At 70.8% G+C, this 18,843-nt stretch carries 23 protein-coding genes; 9 read left to right on the plus strand and 14 right to left on the minus strand.

Features of this window, described 5'->3' with window-relative positions:
* Nucleotides 1-2: 2 nt before the first annotated feature.
* Both LY12_RS03655 and LY12_RS03660 read left to right on the plus strand, forming a co-directional pair.
* Nucleotides 3-383, plus strand: coding sequence for a barstar family protein (locus LY12_RS03655; protein ID WP_253853236.1), 381 nt, complete (start codon nt 3-5; stop codon nt 381-383).
* Nucleotides 384-449: 66 nt separating this feature from the next.
* Nucleotides 450-1,280, plus strand: a complete 831-nt coding sequence (locus tag LY12_RS03660) for a phosphatidylinositol-specific phospholipase C/glycerophosphodiester phosphodiesterase family protein (RefSeq protein WP_253853237.1) — start codon at nt 450-452, stop codon at nt 1,278-1,280.
* A gap of 102 nt (nt 1,281-1,382) precedes the next feature.
* Here LY12_RS03660 and LY12_RS03665 read toward each other — a convergent pair whose 3' ends face one another.
* From LY12_RS03665 to LY12_RS03710, 10 genes are all read right to left on the minus strand, one after another.
* Nucleotides 1,383-2,150, minus strand: a complete 768-nt coding sequence (locus tag LY12_RS03665) for an enoyl-CoA hydratase family protein (RefSeq protein ID WP_253853238.1) — start codon at nt 2,148-2,150, stop codon at nt 1,383-1,385.
* Nucleotides 2,151-2,191: 41 nt separating this feature from the next.
* On the minus strand, nt 2,192-2,596 hold the full coding sequence (locus tag LY12_RS03670; RefSeq protein ID WP_253853240.1) for a MerR: 405 nt from the start codon (nt 2,594-2,596) through the stop codon (nt 2,192-2,194).
* Complete coding sequence (locus LY12_RS03675) at nt 2,593-2,853, minus strand: hypothetical protein (RefSeq protein ID WP_253853241.1); 261 nt, start codon at nt 2,851-2,853, stop codon at nt 2,593-2,595. Before LY12_RS03675 ends, LY12_RS03670 begins: the two co-directional genes overlap by 4 nt.
* A gap of 86 nt (nt 2,854-2,939) precedes the next feature.
* Nucleotides 2,940-3,701, minus strand: a complete 762-nt coding sequence (locus LY12_RS03680) for a sirohydrochlorin chelatase (protein ID WP_253853242.1) — start codon at nt 3,699-3,701, stop codon at nt 2,940-2,942.
* Complete coding sequence (locus tag LY12_RS03685) at nt 3,698-4,993, minus strand: sulfate adenylyltransferase subunit 1 (RefSeq protein WP_253853243.1); 1,296 nt, start codon at nt 4,991-4,993, stop codon at nt 3,698-3,700. The genes LY12_RS03680 and LY12_RS03685 overlap by 4 nt, the downstream gene beginning before the upstream one ends.
* Before the next feature lie 2 nt (nt 4,994-4,995).
* Nucleotides 4,996-5,916, minus strand: coding sequence for a sulfate adenylyltransferase subunit CysD (cysD, locus tag LY12_RS03690; protein WP_253853244.1), 921 nt, complete (start codon nt 5,914-5,916; stop codon nt 4,996-4,998).
* A gap of 11 nt (nt 5,917-5,927) precedes the next feature.
* On the minus strand, nt 5,928-6,632 hold the full coding sequence (locus LY12_RS03695) for a phosphoadenylyl-sulfate reductase (RefSeq protein WP_253853245.1): 705 nt from the start codon (nt 6,630-6,632) through the stop codon (nt 5,928-5,930).
* Nucleotides 6,629-6,757 (minus strand): Insertion element protein, encoded by a 129-nt coding sequence (locus LY12_RS03700; RefSeq protein ID WP_228726678.1) that lies wholly within the window; start codon nt 6,755-6,757, stop codon nt 6,629-6,631. Before LY12_RS03700 ends, LY12_RS03695 begins: the two co-directional genes overlap by 4 nt.
* A gap of 29 nt (nt 6,758-6,786) precedes the next feature.
* A complete protein-coding gene (locus LY12_RS03705) occupies nt 6,787-8,469 on the minus strand; it encodes a nitrite/sulfite reductase (RefSeq protein WP_253853247.1) in 1,683 nt (560 codons plus the stop codon).
* 620 nt (nt 8,470-9,089) lie between these two features.
* A complete protein-coding gene (locus LY12_RS03710) occupies nt 9,090-10,079 on the minus strand; it encodes a hypothetical protein (protein ID WP_253853248.1) in 990 nt (329 codons plus the stop codon).
* Between the two features lie 126 nt (nt 10,080-10,205).
* Between LY12_RS03710 and LY12_RS03715 the strand changes: the two genes are divergently transcribed.
* The 4 genes from LY12_RS03715 to hemW are packed head-to-tail and all read left to right on the plus strand — an operon-like array spanning nt 10,206 to nt 14,425.
* A complete protein-coding gene (locus tag LY12_RS03715) occupies nt 10,206-11,936 on the plus strand; it encodes a carbon starvation CstA family protein (protein WP_253853249.1) in 1,731 nt (576 codons plus the stop codon).
* Complete coding sequence (locus LY12_RS03720) at nt 11,933-12,226, plus strand: cory-CC-star protein (RefSeq protein ID WP_253853250.1); 294 nt, start codon at nt 11,933-11,935, stop codon at nt 12,224-12,226. The genes LY12_RS03715 and LY12_RS03720 overlap by 4 nt, the downstream gene beginning before the upstream one ends.
* Nucleotides 12,217-13,173 (plus strand): ArsA family ATPase, encoded by a 957-nt coding sequence (locus LY12_RS03725; RefSeq protein WP_253853251.1) that lies wholly within the window; start codon nt 12,217-12,219, stop codon nt 13,171-13,173. The genes LY12_RS03720 and LY12_RS03725 overlap by 10 nt, the downstream gene beginning before the upstream one ends.
* A gap of 58 nt (nt 13,174-13,231) precedes the next feature.
* Nucleotides 13,232-14,425: a radical SAM family heme chaperone HemW gene (gene hemW, locus LY12_RS03730; RefSeq protein ID WP_253853252.1), complete on the plus strand. Its 1,194-nt coding sequence runs from the start codon at nt 13,232-13,234 to the stop codon at nt 14,423-14,425.
* A gap of 89 nt (nt 14,426-14,514) precedes the next feature.
* Here hemW and LY12_RS03735 read toward each other — a convergent pair whose 3' ends face one another.
* Nucleotides 14,515-15,687 carry a saccharopine dehydrogenase family protein gene (locus LY12_RS03735; RefSeq protein WP_253853253.1) on the minus strand — a complete coding sequence of 391 codons (1,173 nt, stop codon included), beginning with the start codon at nt 15,685-15,687 and terminating at the stop codon, nt 14,515-14,517.
* A gap of 144 nt (nt 15,688-15,831) precedes the next feature.
* Between LY12_RS03735 and LY12_RS03740 the strand changes: the two genes are divergently transcribed.
* The 3 genes from LY12_RS03740 (at nt 15,832) to LY12_RS03750 (ending at nt 17,611) form a co-directional block, all read left to right on the plus strand.
* Nucleotides 15,832-16,044, plus strand: coding sequence for an Rv3202a family protein (locus LY12_RS03740; RefSeq protein ID WP_253853254.1), 213 nt, complete (start codon nt 15,832-15,834; stop codon nt 16,042-16,044).
* Between the two features lie 71 nt (nt 16,045-16,115).
* A complete protein-coding gene (locus LY12_RS03745) occupies nt 16,116-16,433 on the plus strand; it encodes a WhiB family transcriptional regulator (RefSeq protein WP_253853255.1) in 318 nt (105 codons plus the stop codon).
* Nucleotides 16,434-16,630: 197 nt separating this feature from the next.
* Nucleotides 16,631-17,611 carry a TIGR03557 family F420-dependent LLM class oxidoreductase gene (locus LY12_RS03750; RefSeq protein ID WP_253853256.1) on the plus strand — a complete coding sequence of 327 codons (981 nt, stop codon included), beginning with the start codon at nt 16,631-16,633 and terminating at the stop codon, nt 17,609-17,611.
* Between the two features lie 13 nt (nt 17,612-17,624).
* On the opposite strand, the gene LY12_RS03755 is transcribed toward LY12_RS03750, so the two are convergent.
* Genes LY12_RS03755 through LY12_RS03765 form a run of 3 tightly spaced genes read right to left on the minus strand, consistent with a single transcriptional unit; the run spans nt 17,625 to nt 18,789 of the window.
* Complete coding sequence (locus tag LY12_RS03755) at nt 17,625-17,933, minus strand: DUF202 domain-containing protein (RefSeq protein ID WP_253853257.1); 309 nt, start codon at nt 17,931-17,933, stop codon at nt 17,625-17,627.
* Nucleotides 17,930-18,307 carry a YidH family protein gene (locus LY12_RS03760; protein WP_253854866.1) on the minus strand — a complete coding sequence of 126 codons (378 nt, stop codon included), beginning with the start codon at nt 18,305-18,307 and terminating at the stop codon, nt 17,930-17,932. The genes LY12_RS03755 and LY12_RS03760 overlap by 4 nt, the downstream gene beginning before the upstream one ends.
* 2 nt (nt 18,308-18,309) lie before the next feature.
* Nucleotides 18,310-18,789 carry a GtrA family protein gene (locus tag LY12_RS03765; RefSeq protein WP_253853258.1) on the minus strand — a complete coding sequence of 160 codons (480 nt, stop codon included), beginning with the start codon at nt 18,787-18,789 and terminating at the stop codon, nt 18,310-18,312.
* Between the last annotated feature and the right edge of the window lie 54 nt (nt 18,790-18,843).

Below are 18,843 nucleotides of genomic sequence, written 5' to 3' on the forward strand. Positions count from 1 at the left end.
CCGTGACATCCACACCTGCACCGAACCCCGACAGCAGTGCTCTCGTGGCCGACGCCAAGGCGCGCGGCGCGTTCACCTACGTGCTCGACGGCAGCGGCCTGACCGACAAGGCCGCGACGCTCGACGCCATCGCGGCACTGTTGCGGTTCCCGTCGCATTTCGGCCGGAACCTGGACGCGCTGTACGACTGCCTGACCGACCTGTCGTGGCTGCCTGCGGGGGAGCACGTGCTGGTCTGGGTGGGTGCCGACGGGCTGAAACAGGCCGATCCGCGGACCTATCTGGCCGTGCACGGCACGCTCTCCGACGCCCAGCGGGCTCTCGCGGCCGGTGGTGACCGGGCGAGCAGCCGCCGGTTCACTGTTCTGCTCGCCGACTCCTGAGGTTCGCGACGCGGACACGATCGCCCGCTTCGATGGGCTCCGACACAGCCGATGTGAGGAGCCCGTATGCACGCGCCCCGCGCCGCCGTCGCCCTGCTGGCGGCGGTGATCGCCCTGGTCTCGCCCGTCACCGCAGGCGCGCAGCCGCGCCCCGACCTCGGCAGGCCGCTGGCCCAGGCACACGCCCACAACGACTACGAGCACCCGAGGCCGCTGCTGGACGCCCTGGAACACGGCTTCACCAGTGTCGAGGCGGACGTGTGGGCCGTCGGCGACGAGCTGCTGGTGGCCCACGACTCCTGGGAACTCGACCCCGGCCGCACGCTGCACAGCCTCTACCTTGATCCGCTGCGGGACGCCGTGCGCGGCAAGTCCGGTGTGTACCCCGGGTGGAAGGGGCAGTTCCAGTTGCTCGTCGACATCAAGAGCGACAGGCCTCGGACGTGGAAACTGCTGGAACGGCAGCTCGCCGAGTACGCGGGCATGCTCACGCGCTTTCGCGACGGGCAGATCGAACGCGGTGCGATCCGGGTCGTGGTGAGCGGCAACCGGCTGCTGGCCGACATGGCCGGCGCCGCGGAACGGCTCTCGTTCTACGACGGCCGCTCCGGCGATCTGGGCGGCGACCTGCCCGCCGAGCTGATGCCGCTGGTCAGCGACAACTGGAACACCGTCTTCGACTGGAACGGCGAGGGCCCGATGCCGGTCCGGGAGCGGGCCCGGCTGCATGCGATGGTCGCCAGGGCCCACGACGCCGGGCAGCGGCTGCGATTCTGGGCCACCCCGGACAGGGCGGGCGAGCGGCGCACCGCGGTGTGGACCGAACTCCGCGACGCCGGTGTCGACCACATCAACACCGACGACCTGGCCGGACTGCGGGACTTCCTGCGTTCCTGACACCGCCCGCGCTCGGGTTCAGCGGCGACCGCAGGCGTGACCGCGCGATGCCGCCCCTCCTCGGCGCGTGGGGAGGGACGGCATCCGCGTTCGAGGCGAGGGTCAGGGAATCCAGCGGGGCGGGCGCTTCTCGCCGAACGCGGCGATGCCCTCCTGGCCCTCGTCGCTCGCGAAGTGGTGCGCCGACAACGCCTGCATCTTCTCCAGCTCGGCGCCCATGATCCGGCCGCGCTCGCCCTGCAGCAGTTCCTTGGTCGCGGCGAGTGCCGTCGGTCCGCCGCGTACCAGTGAGTCGACGTAGGAGGCGACCTTCGCGTCGAGTTCGTCGGGCGGGACGGCGGCGTTGAGCAGGCCCACCTCGGCGGCCCGGGTGGCGTCGAACGTGTCGCCGGTGAGGAACAGTTCGTGCGCCGCGCGAGGGGAGAGCCGGGGCAGCACGGTGACCGAGATCAGTGCGGGCACGACGCCGATGCGGACCTCGGTGAACGCGAACGTCGCGTCGGCCGATGCCACTGCGATGTCGGCGGCCGCGACCATGCCGACACCGCCCGCGCGCGCCGGTCCGGCGAGCTTGGCGACGACCGGTTTCGGGCTCGTCCAGAGCTGCTTGAGGATCGCGGGGAAGCCGTTGACTCCCTGGTCGTCGGAGCCCGCGCCCTTGGCCTCCTTGAGGTCCATGCCGGCGCAGAAGACGGTGCCGGTGTGGGTCAGCACGATCACGCGCGCCTGCTCGTCGTCGGCGGCCCTGGTCAGCGCGTCGGTGAGCTCGCTGCGCAGCTGTGCGGACAGGGCGTTGCGGTTGTGCGGCGAATCCAGCGTGATCGTCGCGACGCCGCTGTCGAGGTCGTAGTGGACGAGTTCGTCAGCCATGGCGAACACTCTGGCATACGCCGACGCGCGCCGGCGCCGGCTCAGGCCGAGGTGCCGGCACTCGCAAGCTGCTGGACGCGCTGGTGCGAAATGCCGACGAGGTCGGCGATGGTCCGGTAGCTCAGTCCGGCCTCGTGCATCTCGATGATCGCCGAATAGCGCGCTTCGTCGCGTTTGCGCACGGCCTCCTCGGCCGACTGTTCGCGTTCCTGGAGCAGGGCGACGGCAGGCGTCAGGTCGTGCTCGCCCTGCCGATAGTGCCACCTGATCTCGAAATCCTCGGGGTCGAGATCACGAAGGCCCGCGATGAGGTCGCGTACGTCGGGTTCGAGATCGCGCATGCGGTCGACATCGGTCGCGCCGCCCGGTAGTCCGTCGACCACGGCGACCCACAGGCCGTCCTCACGAGTGACGACAACGTCGTAGTACGGCCGCTCGTTCGTCACGTCTCCTCCATCCATTTCGCGCCGAAAAGGTGTGCGAGGGCGTCCTCGATGCTCCGGAGGACGGTCCAGGACAGCTCTCGGTTGTGGCCGGTGATGGCGAATCGTCCGACTTCCACGCCGGCGGCATCCGTGACGACGTAGACCTGATGGGACCCCTTTCCGCGGTTCGGGATCTGCTCGACCATCAGCCCGCGCTTACGGGCAGCCTTTCTTGTCAGGCCGAGTACCTTGGCCGGTTTAAGTCTCGTCGTCACCACGATGATAAGTCTATTTGCCTAGGCAGGCAATCGTCTAGTCGCCTAGGCAAGGCATGTCGCATACGCCGACGCGCGCCGACGCCGGCTCAGGCGGTGCGGACGGTACCGGCGGCGCCGGTGAGTGCCTCGTCGTACCGGTCGAGCACCACCGCGGCGACGCGGGGATCGGTTCCCAGCGGGGCGGCGACGAGCGCGCCGGGGGCGACCTCGGCAGCCGACGCGCCGATCCGGTCGGGCAGCAGGCCCGGGGCGAAGAACCACGACGCGACGGCGAACCGGCGTGCGCCGTGGGCGCGGAGCCTGGTGATCGCCGCGGGCACGTCGGGCCGTGCGGCGCTGGCGAAGGCGGCGGCGACCCTGGCGGAGTGACGCCCGTCCCAGCCGCGTGCGATGCGGGCGACGACGTCGTTGGCCGCATCGTGCGACGACCCCACGGCGGCCAGTACGACGCCGAGGTCCGGGTCGGCGAGGTCTGCACCGCCGGCGGCGAGGCGGTCGAGTGCGACCTCCTCCAGCAACGGGTCGGGGCCGAGGACGTCGGCGACCGTCACCGACAACCGCGGCAGGCTGCCGGTGACCTCGTCGACGAGCGCGGGCAGGTCCACCCGCGCGTGGTAGGCGTGGCCGAGCAGCAGGGGTACGGCCACGACGTGGCGGTGTCCCTCGGCGTACAGGCCGGCGAGGGCATCGCCGACAGAGGGTGCGGACAGATCCAGGAACGCCACCCGGACGTCCGCACCGGGGGAGCGGGTGCGCACCACGTCCGCGAGCGCGCGCACGGTAGCCGCGGACCGTGGGTCCCGGCTACCGTGCGCGACGATCAGCAGCGGCAGGTGCGCCACCGTCATGCGACCTCGGGCTCCGTCACGCCCTTGAGCTGGCTGAACCGGTGCCCGACCAGACCGGCGGCGAGCGTGTCGCCGTCCTTCGGGTCGATCACGATGAACGCACCCGTGCGCGGGCTCACCGTGTAGTCGTCCACCGGAAGCTGCTCGGCCAGCCGCAGGCTGACGTTGCCGATCTCGTTGAGCTCCAGCTTCCCCGGAGAGTCCACGATGGACAGCGTCTGCTCGTCGAACCGGGCGTTGAGCTCCTCGACCATCGCCTGCACCGTGCGCGTGCCCTGCTTGATCAGCACGCGTGCACCCGGCTCGAGCTGCTTGCTCGACAGCCAGCACAGCGCCGCGGTGAACTCGTCGGTCACCTTCGGTGCGTTGTCGGCCGCGGCGATGACGTCACCACGGGTGATGTCCAGGTCGTCGGCGAGCACGACGGTGATCGACTTGCCGGTGCCTGCCTCGGAGAGCGAACCGTCGGCGGTGTCGACGCTCTCGACCGTCGACTTCAGGCCCTGCGGCAGCACGACGACCTCGTCGCCCGGCCGCACCGTGCCGGCCGCGATCTGGCCCGCGTAGCCCCGGTAGTCGAGGTACTCCGGCGTGCGAGGACGGATGACGTACTGCACGGGCATGCGGAACGGGGCCTCGTGCGGGTCCGGCGCCACGGGCACCTCTTCGAGGTGTTCGAGCAGCGTCGGGCCCGAGTACCACGGAGTGTTCTCCGACTTGGTCGCCACGTTGTCGCCCTGCAGCGCCGACACCGGGATGGCCAGCACGGTGCCCTCGGCGTAGCCGAGCGACGTCGCGTGCGCGGCGAACTCCTTGGCGATCACGGTGAAGGCGGCCTCGTCGTAGTCGATGAGGTCCACCTTGTTCACCGCCAGCACCAGCCGCGGAACCCCGAGCATCGCGAGCACGGCCGCGTGCCTGCGGGTCTGCTCGACGACGCCGTTACGGGCGTCGACCAGCAGCACGCCCAGCTGCGCGGTCGACGCGCCGGTGACCGTGTTGCGGGTGTACTGCACGTGCCCCGGCGTGTCCGCGAGCACGAAGCTGCGGTTCGGCGTGGCGAAGTAGCGGTACGCCACGTCGATCGTGATGCCCTGCTCCCGTTCGGAGCGCAGACCGTCGACCAGCAACGACAGGTCCGGGGTCGTCATACCCTTGTCGACGCTGGCGCGCTCGATGGCGTCCAGCTGGTCGGCGAGTACGGACTTGGTGTCGTACAGCAGCCTGCCGACCAGGGTCGACTTGCCGTCGTCGACGCTGCCCGCTGTGGCGAGCCTCAGCAACGAGCTCATGGTTAGAAGTACCCCTCCCGCTTGCGGTCCTCCATGGCGGCCTCGGACATGCGGTCGTCGGCACGTGTCGCGCCACGCTCGGTGAGGCGGCTCGCCTGCACCTCGGCGATGACCTCCTCGACCGTCGAGGCGGTTGATTCGACGGCGCCGGTGCACGAGCCGTCACCGACCGTGCGGTAGCGCACCGTCAGCTCGTGGACCTCTTCGTCCTCGCGGGGACCGCCCCACGGACCCTCGGTCAGCCACATGCCGTCGCGGCTGTAGACCTTGCGCTGGTGCGCGTAGTAGATCGACGGCAGTTCGACCTGCTCGCGCGCGATGTAGTTCCAGACGTCGGACTCGGTGAAGTTCGACAGCGGGAACACGCGCACGTGCTCGCCGGGGCGGTGCCTGCCGTTGTAGAGGTTCCACAGCTCAGGGCGCTGCCTGCGTGGGTCCCACTGGCCGAAGGAGCTGCGCAGGCTGAAGATGCGCTCCTTGGCGCGGGCGCGCTCCTCGTCGCGGCGGCCACCGCCGAACACGGCGTCGAACTTGTTGTCGGCGATCGCGTCGAGCAGCGGCTGCGTCTGCAGCGGGTTGCGCGTGCCGTCGGCACGCTCGGCCAGCCTGCCGTCGTCGATGTAGTCCTGCACGCTGGCCACGACGAGTCGCAGGCCGTACTTCTCGACGACGTGGTCACGGAAGGCGATGACCTCGTCGAAGTTGTGGCCGGTGTCGACGTGCAGCAGCGGGAACGGCACCGGCGCGGGCCAGAACGCCTTGATCGCCAGGTGCAGCAGCAGCGTGGAGTCCTTGCCACCGGAGAAGAGGATCACGGGACGATCGAATTCGCCCGCCACCTCACGGAAGATGTGAATGGCTTCCGATTCCAGCGCGGCGAGATTGTCGCGCGCCGCATCGGCCGCGGCCTCTAGTGTGGTCATGACATCCTTCCTCAGGCGTGCAGCCCGCACTCAGTCTTGGACTTGCCGGCCCAGCGACCACTGCGTGGGTCGGCGCCCGGCGCGACCTTCGCGGTGCACGGGGCGCAGCCGATCGAGAGGTACCCCTCGTGGACCAGCGGATTCTGCAGAATCCCGTGCTCGTCGATGTAGCCGTTGAACTCGTCGTCGGTCCAGGCCGCGATCGGGTTCACCTTCACCAGGCCATTGCGATCGTCCCATGTCACGATCGGCGTGTTCGCTCTGGTGGGTGCATCGACGCGGCGGACACCGGTGATCCAGCAGGAATAGTCGGCGAGCGTGTTGCGCAGCGGAACGACTTTCCGCAGGTGGCAGCACTGAGTCGGGTCCCGGTCGTGCAATTTCGGACCGTATTCCGCGTCCTGCTGGGCGACCGTCTGCTCGGCCTGTGCGTTGATGATCCGCACATCCGGATAGATCGTCGCCACGGCGTCGCGAACCCCGAGCGTTTCCGCGAAATGGTAGCCCGTTTCGAGAAAAAGCACATCGATGTCCGATTTGACCTTGGTGACGACATCGACCAGAACGGCGTCCTGCATATTCGAGGCGACGATCAGATCGTCACCGAATTGCTCGACCGCCCACCGGATCGCTTCCTCGGTGGTCGCCTCGGCCAGTTCGCCGGACGCTCGTTCGGCGAGGGCCTGCAGCTCCTCGGCCGTCCTTGTCGCGGTCATCGCTTTACCTCCGGAATGCGCAGTCCGATGAAGGTCACTGTGAACACCCGCCGACAGGACGTGCACAGCCATGCACCGTCGTCTTCCGGACGGAGATCCTCGTCGGCACAGTACGGGCAGTGCATGGGCGTCGCCCTCGAGGAAGTGGCCTCACTCACGTGAGATCGGCTTCCGCTGCGCGCACGACCCACTGGGCGAACCGCTCGCCCTCGCCGCGTTGATCCAGGTAGTTCCGCACGACCCGCTCCACATAGTCGGTGAGCTCGTCGCTCGTGACCTTATGACCACGTAGTTTACGGCCGAATCCCGCATCCAGCCCGAGGCCTCCACCCAGGTGCACCTGGAAGCCCTCGACCTGGTTGCCCTCGGCGTCGGTGACGATCTGGCCCTTGAGGCCGATGTCGGCCACCTGGATGCGGGCGCACGAGTTCGGGCAGCCGTTCAGGTGCACCGACACCGGGTCGTCGAGTCCGTCCTGCAGATCGGCCAGCCGCTGCTCCAGCTCGGTGACCAGGTCCGAGGCGCGCTTCTTTGTCTCGACGATCGCCAACTTGCAGAACTCGATGCCCGTGCAGGCCATCACGTTGCGCCGCCACGGTGACGGTGTTGTGTCCAGCCCGGCCTCGGCGAGCTCGGACTGCAGGGCGGCGACCTCGGACTCCGGCACGTCCAGCACGACCAGCTTCTGCTGCGGCGTCAGGCGGACCCGGCCGGAGCCTGCGCGTTCGGCGGCCTTCGCCGCGGACAACAGCAGCGAGCCGGACGCGCGGCCCGCCACCGGCGCGCCGCCGACGTAGCGCAGCCCGTCGGTCTGCTCGTGCACACCGATGTGGTCGATCGGCCGCTGCGGAGCCTCCGGCGCGGGACCGTCGATGAGCGTGCGGTGCAGGTACTCGGTTTCGAGCACCTCACGGAACCTCTCGGGGCCCCAGTCCTTGACCAGGAACTTGATCCGGGCACGCGAGCGCAGCCGCCGGTAGCCGTAGTCGCGGAAGATGCTGATGATGCCTTCCCACACGTCCGGGACCTCGTCCCGCGGCACCCACACCCCGAGGCGTTTGGCGATCATCGGGTTGGTCGACAGGCCACCGCCGACCCACACGTCGAATCCGGGACCGTGCTCGGGGTGCTCCACTCCGACGAATGCGACGTCGTGGATCTCGTGGGCCACGTCCTGCTGGCCGGAGATCGCCGTCTTGAACTTGCGCGGCAGATTCGCGAACGTCGGATCGCCGACGAACCGGCGCGTGATCTCGTCGATCGCGGGTGTGCCGTCGATGATCTCGTCGGCGGAGATGCCGGCGACGGGGGAGCCGAGGATGACCCGTGGGCTGTCGCCGCACGCCTCCATCGTGGTCATGCCCGCGTCCTCCAGCTTCTGCCAGATCGCGGGCATGTCCTCCACCCGGATCCAGTGGTACTGGATGTTCTGCCGGTCGGTGATGTCGGCGGTGTCGCGGGCGTAGGTCTGCGAGATCTCACCCAGGACGGCGAGCTGCCGGGTCGTCAGCGCGCCGCCGTCGAGGCGCACCCGGAGCATGAAGTACTTGTCGTCGAGGTCCTCGGGCTCCAGCGTGGCCGTCCTGCCGCCGTCGATCCCGGGCTTGCGCTGGGTGTAGAGGCCGAACCAGCGGAACCGGCCACGCAGGTCGCCGGGGTCGATGCCGTCGAAGCCGGTGTGGGCGTAGATGTTCTCGATGCGCGCACGCACGTTGAGCGGCGCGTCGTCCTTCTTGGAGCGCTCGTTGGGGTTGAGCGGCTCGCGGTAACCCAGGGCCCACTGGCCCTCGCCGCGGCGCTTCTTGGGGCGGGCGGGTCGGCCTGTCTCGGCGGCCATGGCGGTGTCCTCCAGGGCGGTGTGTTCGGCGGCGGTTCGGGCTGGGCGTTCGGGCGGGCCGTGGCGGCCGGTGCAGCGGCCGGGGACGACCGGGTGCCGCGCCGCCGCTCGGGACCGTTGCCGGGGACGTGCGCGCGGTGGGCTCGGACGTGGGCGTCGGTGACCAGAGGCCGGCCTGGTGGGCGTCGGCGATGTGTGGTGGCATCGGCCTGCGCCGGCAGGCGGACCGACGTGCGGCCCGGTGCGCGCTCGACGTGCGGCTGCGGTTGGGCAGGGAGCGGCGCGTCGCGGTCAGGGCCGGCACAGACTGCTGGAGACGCGCAGGTAGTCCACGTGGCGTCGCACCACGAGGGCCACACCGGCGGTCGTCACAGTCACGACGATTACCTTGCCACGGTGTTCACAGGGTGGTCCAGCAGCGTCCGCATCGTGGGAGCAACGTCACCTGCCGCGTGCCCCCAAGGGCACTTTAGTGGCGTTGAACGCGACGAATCTTCCCCTCACGATCCGCGGATGGCCACCGGCCGGACTGTCGGGTGTTGTGGGCGGAGGATGTCGCGAGGGGAGAAATGGGCGCGTTGAGTGCACCCACAGTGCCCTTGGGGGCAGTCGAGGCCGGCTCAGGGAGCGGGGTGGGGGTGGCGTTCCGCGGCGCGGACACCGGCCCGGCACGCCTTCGCCAGAGCGCGGTGCCGCCGGGTGCGTGCCAGCAGGCCGAGGGTGCGCAGGTCCGCACCGGGGGATCCGGTCCGGGCGTCGACGGCCAGCTGCTCGCCTTCGACCGTCCCCGCCAGCGACCACGCTTCCCACCGTTCGAGATCGGGCATCGTGTAGTCGTAGCCGAACACCAGCGCGCCGCCGGGCGCCGGCGGCAGCGGTTCATCGGTCAGCTCCCGCACCGTCGCCACCCCGGACGGCACCGCGGGGTGCGGCGCGTCATCGACATCGGCACCGACGTCGACACAGCGCAGCTCCGGGACACTGTGGAGTTCGGGGACACGACGCAGTTCCGGGGAGCCGAGCAGTTTCGGGGTGTCGGGCGGCTCGGGGGAGTCGGCTGCCGGGCCGACGAGCAGTGCGTGCCGGGTGGGGTCGGTGCGCGCGGGCAGCGGCATCGTCCCGGCGCTGCCGGCACCCGCGGCGGAACCGGTGAGCTCGACGACGATCCGGGGCAGCCACCACCAGTTCTCGCGGCGGAGCAGCACGCTGTCGGCGAGCGCGCGTGAAGGCGGGTACTTGACCAGCTCCTGGTCGAGCAGCTCCTCGGTGAACAGTTCACCGTGGAGGTCGTCGATGATCCGCACGGTGCCGGCCGCGGCGATCCCGGACAACACGACCCCGGCCGAAGCGTCGCCGGCTGCGGTTTCGGCCGCGGCGTCGCCGGGCAGGGAGCGCGAGTCGGTCACGGCGAACACCGCGGCGGCGGCCGAGCGCAGGCCCTCGACTTCGCCCGCCCGCGCGTACGGCAGGGCGGCGCACACCGTCGCGGAGGCGGGATCCGGTCCGCGCAGCACGGGTGTCACGGCGATCGCGGCGGTACTGCCGTCGGGGTTCGTCCAGCACAACTCTGCCGTGACGGCCCGTTGCCAGGCCTCCCGCAGCCGGTTCACCGCTGTTCGCCTCCACGTCTCACTCGGCGCGGGATTCACGCCGCCCTTACCTCCCCAGCCGCACTGCTGTTACCGTCCCACGTCGCCTGACCACCGTGTCAACGTCGCTCACGGGAAGGAACGTCCATGCCGGCCATCGTGATGGTCCTGATCGTCGGGGTGTTGTTCTACCTCGGCTATCGCTACTACTCGGGATACCTCTCGCGCCGTGTGTACGCGCTCGACGACAGCAGGCCGACGCCCGCGCACACCATGCGGGACGGCGTGGACTTCATCCCGACCAACAAGCACGTCCTGTTCGGACACCACTTCACGTCCGTCGCCGGTGCGGCACCGATCGTCGGTCCCGCCATCGCGGTGTTCTGGGGCTGGGGACCGGCGTTGCTGTGGGTCGTGGCGGGCACGATCTTCGCCGCGGGCGTGCACGACTTCGGTGCGATCGTGGTGTCGGTGCGGCACAAGGCGCAGAGCATCGGCACGCTCACCCGCGAAGTGGTGGGCACCCGCGCCCGCGTGCTCTTCCTGCTGATCATCTTCTTCCTGCTGACTCTGGTGAACGCCGTGTTCGCCGTGGTGATCGGGAACCTGTTCGTGGCCAACCCCGAGGCCGTGCTGCCGATCCTGCTGGAGATTCCGCTGGCCATCGGCATCGGCCAGTACATCTACCGCACGCGCAGCGCCGCGCTCGTCCCGTCGCTCATCGGGGTCGTCGTGCTGTACGTGACGATCCTGCTCGGCCAGGCACTGCCGATCTCGCTGGCGGGCATCGCCGCCGAGGACGGGCTCCTCACCGAGCGCAACATCTGGGTCGTGCTGCTGTTCGCCTACACGTTCGTGGCCTCCCGGATCCCGGTGTGGGTGCTGCTGCAGCCGCGCGACTACATCAACTCCCATCAGCTGTTCATCGCGCTCGGCGTGATCGGCCTCGGCGTGCTCGTCGGCTGGGACACGATCGTGGCCCCCGTGGTCAACGACCAGGCCCCTGCCGACTCGCCCAGCTGGTTCCCGCTGCTGTTCGTGACGATCGCGTGCGGCGCGATCTCCGGGTTCCACAGTCTCGTGTCGTCGGGCACGACGTCGAAACAGCTCGACAAGGAGAGCGACGCCCGGTACGTCGGCTACTTCGGTGCGGTCGGCGAAGGGTCGCTGGCGCTGGGGTCGATCCTCGCGTGCACCGCGGGCATCGTCGCGACGACGGCCGACTGGCACACCGCCTACTCGGACTTCGCCACGGCGTCGGACGGCGCGACGTCGAACTTCGTCAACGGCGTCGGCCACTTCGCCGCCAACCTCGGGGTTCCGGAGGCGACCGCCGTGGTGTTCGCGGCCGTCGTGGTGATCAGTTTCGCCGCGACCACGATGGACACCGGCGTGCGCCTGCAGCGCTACATCGTGCAGGAGATCGCCGAGATCGTCCGCATCCGCGCGATCTCGCGCAACCTGACCCTGGCGGGGCTGATCGCCGTGTTCATCCCGCTCGTGCTGGCACTGCTGCCCGGCGGCGGCGACGCGGGCTACACGTTCGGCGTGTTGTGGCAGCTGTTCGGCACCACGAACCAGCTGACCGCGGGCCTGGCACTGTCCGTCATCGCGGTGTGGGTCACCAAGAACCGCCGCAACCCGATCGCCGTGCTGGTGCCGCTGGTGTTCCTCGTCGTGATGACGACGTGGGCGCTCATCGACAACCTCATCACGTTCGTCGCCGAGAGCGAGTGGGTGCTCGCGCCGCTCGACGCGATCATCTTCGTGCTCGCCGTGTGGCTCATCGTCGAGGCGGCACTCGCGCTGCGCCGGGCCCGTGGTGTCGCCGGCGACGACGCGGACGAACCGGAGCCGACGGAGCTGACCGAACGGTGACCGCGGGCGGGAGACGTCGGCGGCTCGGCGACCGGCTGGTCCGGTACTGGCGCCGGTTCGAACGGGGCCACGAGCTGCTGTTCGTCTCCCGCTGGCGGCAGGGACTGCGCAAGGAGGCCCGCCGCCGCGACGACACCCTGCGCACGCTGCTGCTGCTCGAATCGCTCGGCGTGGACAACCCGGTCGCTTACGAGACCCTGGACGCTGTGCCGTATCTCGTGGCGGATTTCCACGCCTGGCACCGGCGCATGGGACGTGACGAGTTCGGCGACACCGGAGTGTGCTGTTGATCCGGTTCTTCGGCGGCAAAGGTGGGGTCGGCAAGACGACGCTCGCCGCGGCTTTCGCCGTCCGGCAGGCGCGCCGCGGCGCGCGCACGCTCGTGGTGTCGACCGATCCTGCGCATTCGTTGGGCGACGTGCTCGGCGAGGCGCTCTCCGACGAACCGCGGCCGGTCGGCGAGTCGCTGCTGGCCGCGGAGATCAGCGGGGAGCGACAGGCGAGCAACCGGGTCGCCGAGGTCCTGGAGGACGCCAGGCATGCGGTGCCCCGGGAAGTGCTGCCCGCCGTGGAGCGGCACCTGCGCCGCGCGGTCGACAGTCCCGGAACCGTCGAATCGGCGTTGCTGGACCGGCTCACCGACCTCGTCGAGCGCACCGGCCAAGACTGGGACCTGCTGATCGTCGACAGTGCCCCGACGGGGCACATGCTGCGGCTGCTCAGCCTGCCGGAGCTGCTCACGCCGTGGATCGAAGGGCTGGCGCACAACCGGAAACAGGCCCGCGACGTCGACCGGTTCGCCGACGGGCTGCTCGGCGAGACGGGGGCGCAACGCGACCCGCTGCTGGAACGGCTGCAGGCCCGGCGACGTCGGCTCGAGGCGTTGCAGACCCGGCTGCGCGACGACGCCCGCGTGCACCTCGTGCTCGTGCCGGAACGGCTGCCGCTGGCCGAGACCGAACGGGCCGCCGACCAGCTGGCCGAGGCGGGTGTGCCGCTCGGCGCGGTGCTGGTCAACCGGGTCGCCTCCGACGACGAGTCCGGCGTGCTCGCCCGGCGCCGAGAGCAGGAGCACAGCGTGCTCGCCCGCGTCAGGGAACGGTTCGCCGGTGGCGGGGGAGCCGCGCATCCCGGGGTGCTCACCGTGCCGCTGCTGCCCGATGAGCTGACCGGGCTGACGTGCCTGCACGAGGCGGCCGGGTGGCTGGCGCCGCTCGACCCACGAGCGCCACGGTGACCGCGGGAAGGGACCGGCGGGCGCACAGCACCGGCTGTGGCGGTGGGACACTGGGGGCGTGAGCACTCCGGACGATCTTCACCTGCCCGATTCCGCCCTGCGGGGACTCGGCACGAGGCCGTTCGGGGTGTATGTGCACGTGCCGTTCTGCGCGACCCGCTGCGGCTACTGCGACTTCAACACCTACACCGCAGGCGAACTCGGCTCCGGCGCGGCGCCCGAGGACTGGCTCGAAGGCCTCCGCCGGGAACTCGACCTCGCTGCGCGGCGCCTGGGTACGCCGCCGGCGGTCGACACGGTGTTCGTCGGCGGCGGCACCCCGTCGCTGCTGGGCGCCGACGGGCTGTCAGCGGTGCTGAACGCCGTACGGCAGTCCTTCGGGCTCGCGGCAGACGCCGAGGTCACCACCGAGTCCAACCCGGAGTCCACCTCGCCTGAGCTGTTCGCCGGGATCCGTGACGCCGGGTACACGCGGGTGTCGCTGGGCATGCAGTCGGCCGCGCCGCACGTGCTGCGGGTGCTCGACCGCACGCACACGCCGGGCCGTCCCGTCGCCGCGGCGGCGGAAGCCCGCGCGGCGGGGTTCGACCACGTCAACCTCGATCTCATCTACGGCACGCCCGGCGAACGCACCGAGGACCTGCAGGCCTCCCTCGACGCGGTGCTGGAGGCCGGCGTCGACCACGTGTCGGCCTACGCGCTGATCGTCGAGGACGGCACCGCGCTGGCCCGCCGGGTCCGCAAGGGCGAGATCCCGATTCCGGACGACGACGTGCTGGCCGCCGACTACGAGCTGCTCGACGCGATGCTCGAGAAGGCGGGCCTGCGCTGGTACGAGGTGTCCAACTGGGCGGCCTCCGAGCAGGCGCGCTGCCGGCACAACCTCGGCTACTGGCTCGGCGGTGACTGGTGGGGCGCCGGTCCGGGGGCGCACTCGCACGTCGGCGGGGTGCGGTGGTGGAACGTCAAGCATCCGGCCCGCTACACGGCGACGCTCGCCGAGGGGGCACTGCCCGTCGGCGGGCAGGAGAGCCTGACCGCCGAGGACCGTCACCTCGAACGGGTCATGCTCGAACTCCGCCTCGCCGACGGTCTTCCGCTCGACGCGCTCGACGGCGACGGCGTGCGGGAGGCCCGGCGTGCCGCCGCCGACGGACTGCTGTCCACACCGGACCTGGACGGCGGCCGCGCGGTGCTCACCGACAGGGGCCGGCTCCTCGCCGACGCCGTCGTCCGCCGCCTCGTCAGCTGAGGCTCACTCGCAGGCGGCTGCGGCCCCCAGGGGCACTTTGGTTGCACTCAACGCAACCAAGGTGCCCTTGGGGGCACTCAACGCAGCTGTCACTCATCGAGGACGCGGATGCGCAGCCCCGCGTTCTGCAGGCGCGTGACGAGCGAGTCGCCCATCGCCACGGCCGTCGTCACCTGGCCCGCCGTGTCGGGCAGCTGGTCGAACGCCAGACACATGGCGGATTCCGACAGCATCTTCGCGGTCTCGTCGTAACCGGGGTCGCCGCCCGCCACCTCGGTGACGACACGCTTCCCGCCCGCTTCGCCGGTGAAGCGCACCTGGAACCACGAGCGTGCCCGGCGCTGTGCACTCGGGCCGTCGCCCGGCTTGCGGATGCGGCTCAGCGCGTTCCGCGCAGGTGGGATCTGCGCCGCGACCGCCAGCACGCCGAGGCCCGCGCCGGTTGCCACGAGTGTCGTCAGCCGCTTCATCGCCGCGGACTGGCGGTAGGTGAACGACGTGCCGTACCGGGGCAGCGCGGCCGCCGAACGGGCCACGATCTGCGGGTCGAGCGTCGGCATCGGCACGAGCCACCGGCCGGTTTCGGCATCCCGCGTGGGCGGGCCGCCGGGTGTGCGGATCTCGCGGTCGGCGGGCCGCGGATCGGCGCGGCGGCGGCGCTTGGCGACGTCGGTCATGTGGCGGGCACGGGAGAACGCCGTCAGCGCCGACGCGAACGTGCCACCGGAGAACTCGGCGTTCGCGCGGATCTGGGCGGCCACCGTGGTGGGCGTGTCGTCGGGCAGCTGGCCGACCGTGAAGTAGGCGCCCAGGTCGTAGGGGATCGAATCGAGTCCGCACGCGTGGACGAGGCGGGCACCGGTGCGCCGGGCGGTCTCGTGGTGAGCGAGGTACATGCGGTCGACGAACTCGGGCTCGCCGGTCAGGTCGACGTAGTCGGTGCCGGCCTCGGCGCACGCCGCGACGAGCGGTTCGCCGTAGTGCAGGTACGGGCCCACGGTGGTGACGACGACCCGTGCCGATTCGGCGACGGCGCGCAGTGACTCGGAGTTGGTGACGTCGGCCTGCAGCAGCGGCAGATCGGCACAGGCCGGATCGATGGCGCTGAGCCGCTCGCGCACGGCCTCCAGCCTGCCGGTGTTGCGGCCCGCGAGAGCCCACCGGCAACCGTTCGGCACGTGGGCGGCGAGGTACTCGGCGGTCAGTCCGCCGGTGAACCCGGTGGCGCCGAACACCACGATGTCGTACTGCCGCTCGCTCATGCGCATCCTCCGGCGTCGTCGCTGCAGTGTGGCCGGAGCATACCGGAGGTATGTCCGGCCGGGCCGGGCCCGGGAGCGGGGCGACGCGGGATTCGGTGATCGAACCGTGATTGAACGGCGCGCAGGCGGGGTATCACGTCGATCATGACGGAGAACCACGATCTCGCACCGGCCTCCGACGTCGACGAGCAGCGGCGTCCGGTCGTCGACGACATCGAGCGCGGCGAGTTCACCGACGACACCGGCGCCGGGGACGAGCCCGGCCCGGCGGAGGTTTCCGTCCCGCTGGACGCCGATCCCGCCGACGTCGCCGACCAGGCGGAACCGGTGGCCGTCGACGACGACGAATACCGCTGACGCACGGCAGGTGTGATTTCCGCACCGGCCGGGTACACCGCGCATCGCACATCTTCACGGAGGTGATCACCATGGCCGACACGTCCCGGCTGCCGACCCCGGTGGCTGAAGTCTGGGAATGGCAGCGGAACGGGAATTGCCGCAACCTGGACAGTTCGGTGTTCTTCCATCCTGACGGCGAACGCGGTTTCGCGCGAGCCGACCGGGTGGCGCGGGCCAAGGAGGTCTGCCGCACGTGCCCGGTGATCGTCCAATGTCGACACCACGCGCTGACGGTGCAGGAGCCGTTCGGGGTATGGGGCGGTCTCGACGAGACCGAGCGGCGCGAAGCCATCGCCCGCCGCAAGCGCATCGGCGTCGAAGCCGAGCCCGCACCGGCGCTGCACTGACGCCGCCCAGCACTCAGGGATCGCAGTACCGGGGCGCGCCGCAGCACGGGGCCACGGCCGGCGGTCCTGCCGCCCGTCGTGCCGATGTCGACGCGGCGGCGGCACCGCGGGCGGCGGGCGCAGCCGTGGCCGCGGGTGCGAACCCGGAACCGTCGTGACGATGAGCGGCCGGCCACGGCCGGCTGCAGGGGAGACGTGTGCGTTTCGGTTATACGTTGCTGACCGAACAGGCCGGCCCGCGTCGGCTCGTCGCCGATGCGGCGCGGGCGGAACGGGCCGGATTCGCGTTCCAGGTGATGAGTGACCATTTCTCGCCGTGGCTGGACGAGCAGGGACACGCGCCGCACGCGTGGTCGGTGCTCGGCGCGGTCGCGGAGGTGACCGGCGACGTCGAACTAATGTCGTTCGTGACCTGCCCGACGATGCGCTATCACCCGGCGGTGGTTGCCCAGCAGGCGGCGACCGTGCAGGAGTTGTCCGGCGGGCGGTTCCTGCTGGGCCTCGGCTCCGGCGAGAACCTCAACGAGCACGTCGTCGGGCGGGGCTGGCCGCCGGTGAACGTGCGGCACGAGATGCTCGCCGAAGCACTGCAGATCATCAACGATCTTTTCGACGGCGGCTACACGAACCGGGCGGGCCAACACTTCCGGGTCGACTCGGCGAAGCTGTGGGACCTGCCGCAGCGGCGCGTGCCGATCGGCGTCGCGGTGTCGGGTGACCAGTCGGTCGATCGGTTCGCGGCGGCGTCGGAGGCGATGATCGCGGTGGAACCGGCAGGCGCACTGTGCCGCCGGTGGGACGAGGCGCGTGCGCAACTCGGGCTGGGTTCGTCCCGGAAGATCGGCCAGCTTCCGGTGTCGTGGGGGCGCGACACCGGCGAGGCCGTTCGCCGGGCGCGGGAACAGTTCCGCTGGTTCGCAGGCGGCTGGAAGGTCAACGCAGAACTTCCGGGTACGCAGGCGTTCGCGGCCGCGACGCAGTATGTGCGCGAGGAGGACGTGGCCGCGGCGATTCCCTGTGGCGGATCGGTGCAGGCGGTCGTCGACGCCGCACGGCCGTTCCGGGACGCGGGGTTCACCGACCTGGCGCTCGTGCAGGTCGGCGGCGATCACCAGGACGAGTTCCTCGACGCCGCCGAGTCCGAGCTGTTGCCCGAGTTACGCAGCCAGTTGCGGTAGCGGGCGGCTGTGCTCAGTGGCCGCTGGTGAGCGCGGCGAGCAGTGCCGCGAGACTCACGACGGCCGTGGCTGCGACGAGCACGGCGGCCGTCGCCGCGAGTGACGGTGGCAGTGGGGCCACGCTGCGGCGCAGCCGCCTGCCCCGGCCCGCTCCCGCGACGGCGAGCACGATCGTGGTCACGATCGATATCGGGGCGGCGACGGCCGGTACGGCGTGGTCGGTCGTGGCCGCGGCGTGCAGCAACAGCCCGCTGCACGCGGCCGATGCCAGTGCGGTGCGCTGCCACGCGAGACCCGTGCGTTCCGGCTGGTCCCCGTTCATGCGGTGATCACCAGCACGAGGGCGAGTGCGGTGAGGGCCGCGATACCCGCCCCGAGCACGGGAAGCAGGACGTTCCGCGGCAGCGGCCCACCGCGGGACATCGCCCGTTGCACCGCCCGCCACCGCGGGTAGGCGGCCGTGGCGATCACGAGGGCCAGTCCGACGCACAGCGTTGCGAGCAGCGTGCGCGGCCCCTCGGAGGCGAGTCCGGGAACGAGTTGCTGAAGCGCGACGCCCCCTGCGACCAGCCCGAGCGCCGTGCGCAACCACGCCAGATAGGTGCGTTCGTTGGCCAGCGTGAACCGGTAGTCGGGTTCGGCATCGGCCCCGTGGTCCTCGTCGCGCGCCGTGTCGTCGGGCGGTGGGTTCTGCATCCTCACCGGGCCGCCTCGGAATCACGGCTCCAGACGAACACCCACGAGCGCAGGACGAGGAACCGCACCACCCCGCCGACGAGGCTCGTCGCGACCAGCACGGCCGTCTCGGTCGTCGGCGACGGGCGCTCGGCCAGCAGGTGCAGCAGGCCGAGCGCCGCCGTGCCCGCGCAGGCGTAGAACAGGAACGTGCCGACGGTCTGCAGGTGCTGCCGAGCACGCGGCCCGGTGACGTCGGCGAACGTGATCCGCCGGTGGAGCTCGGTGTTGAGCACCGTGGTGACGGCGATCGCGACGGGATTGGCGGCCGCCGGGGTCAGCGGGTCGCGCAGCAGCAGGAACAGCAGGGCCTGCAGTCCGGTGCTGACGGCCCCGCCCAGCACGTACAGCGGCACGTGCCGGGCCAGATCCGGCTGCTCCCGGGCACACGACCGGGCGAGTTCCCACACCGCCGCGCGCGCCCTGCCCGGTACACAGCTCATACCTGAACGATACGTCGCCGACGGCGCCGGTCACGCCCGTACCGGGCGGTGGCG

This window comes from Prauserella alba, assembly GCF_024171735.1.
GTDB lineage: Bacteria > Actinomycetota > Actinomycetes > Mycobacteriales > Pseudonocardiaceae > Prauserella > Prauserella alba.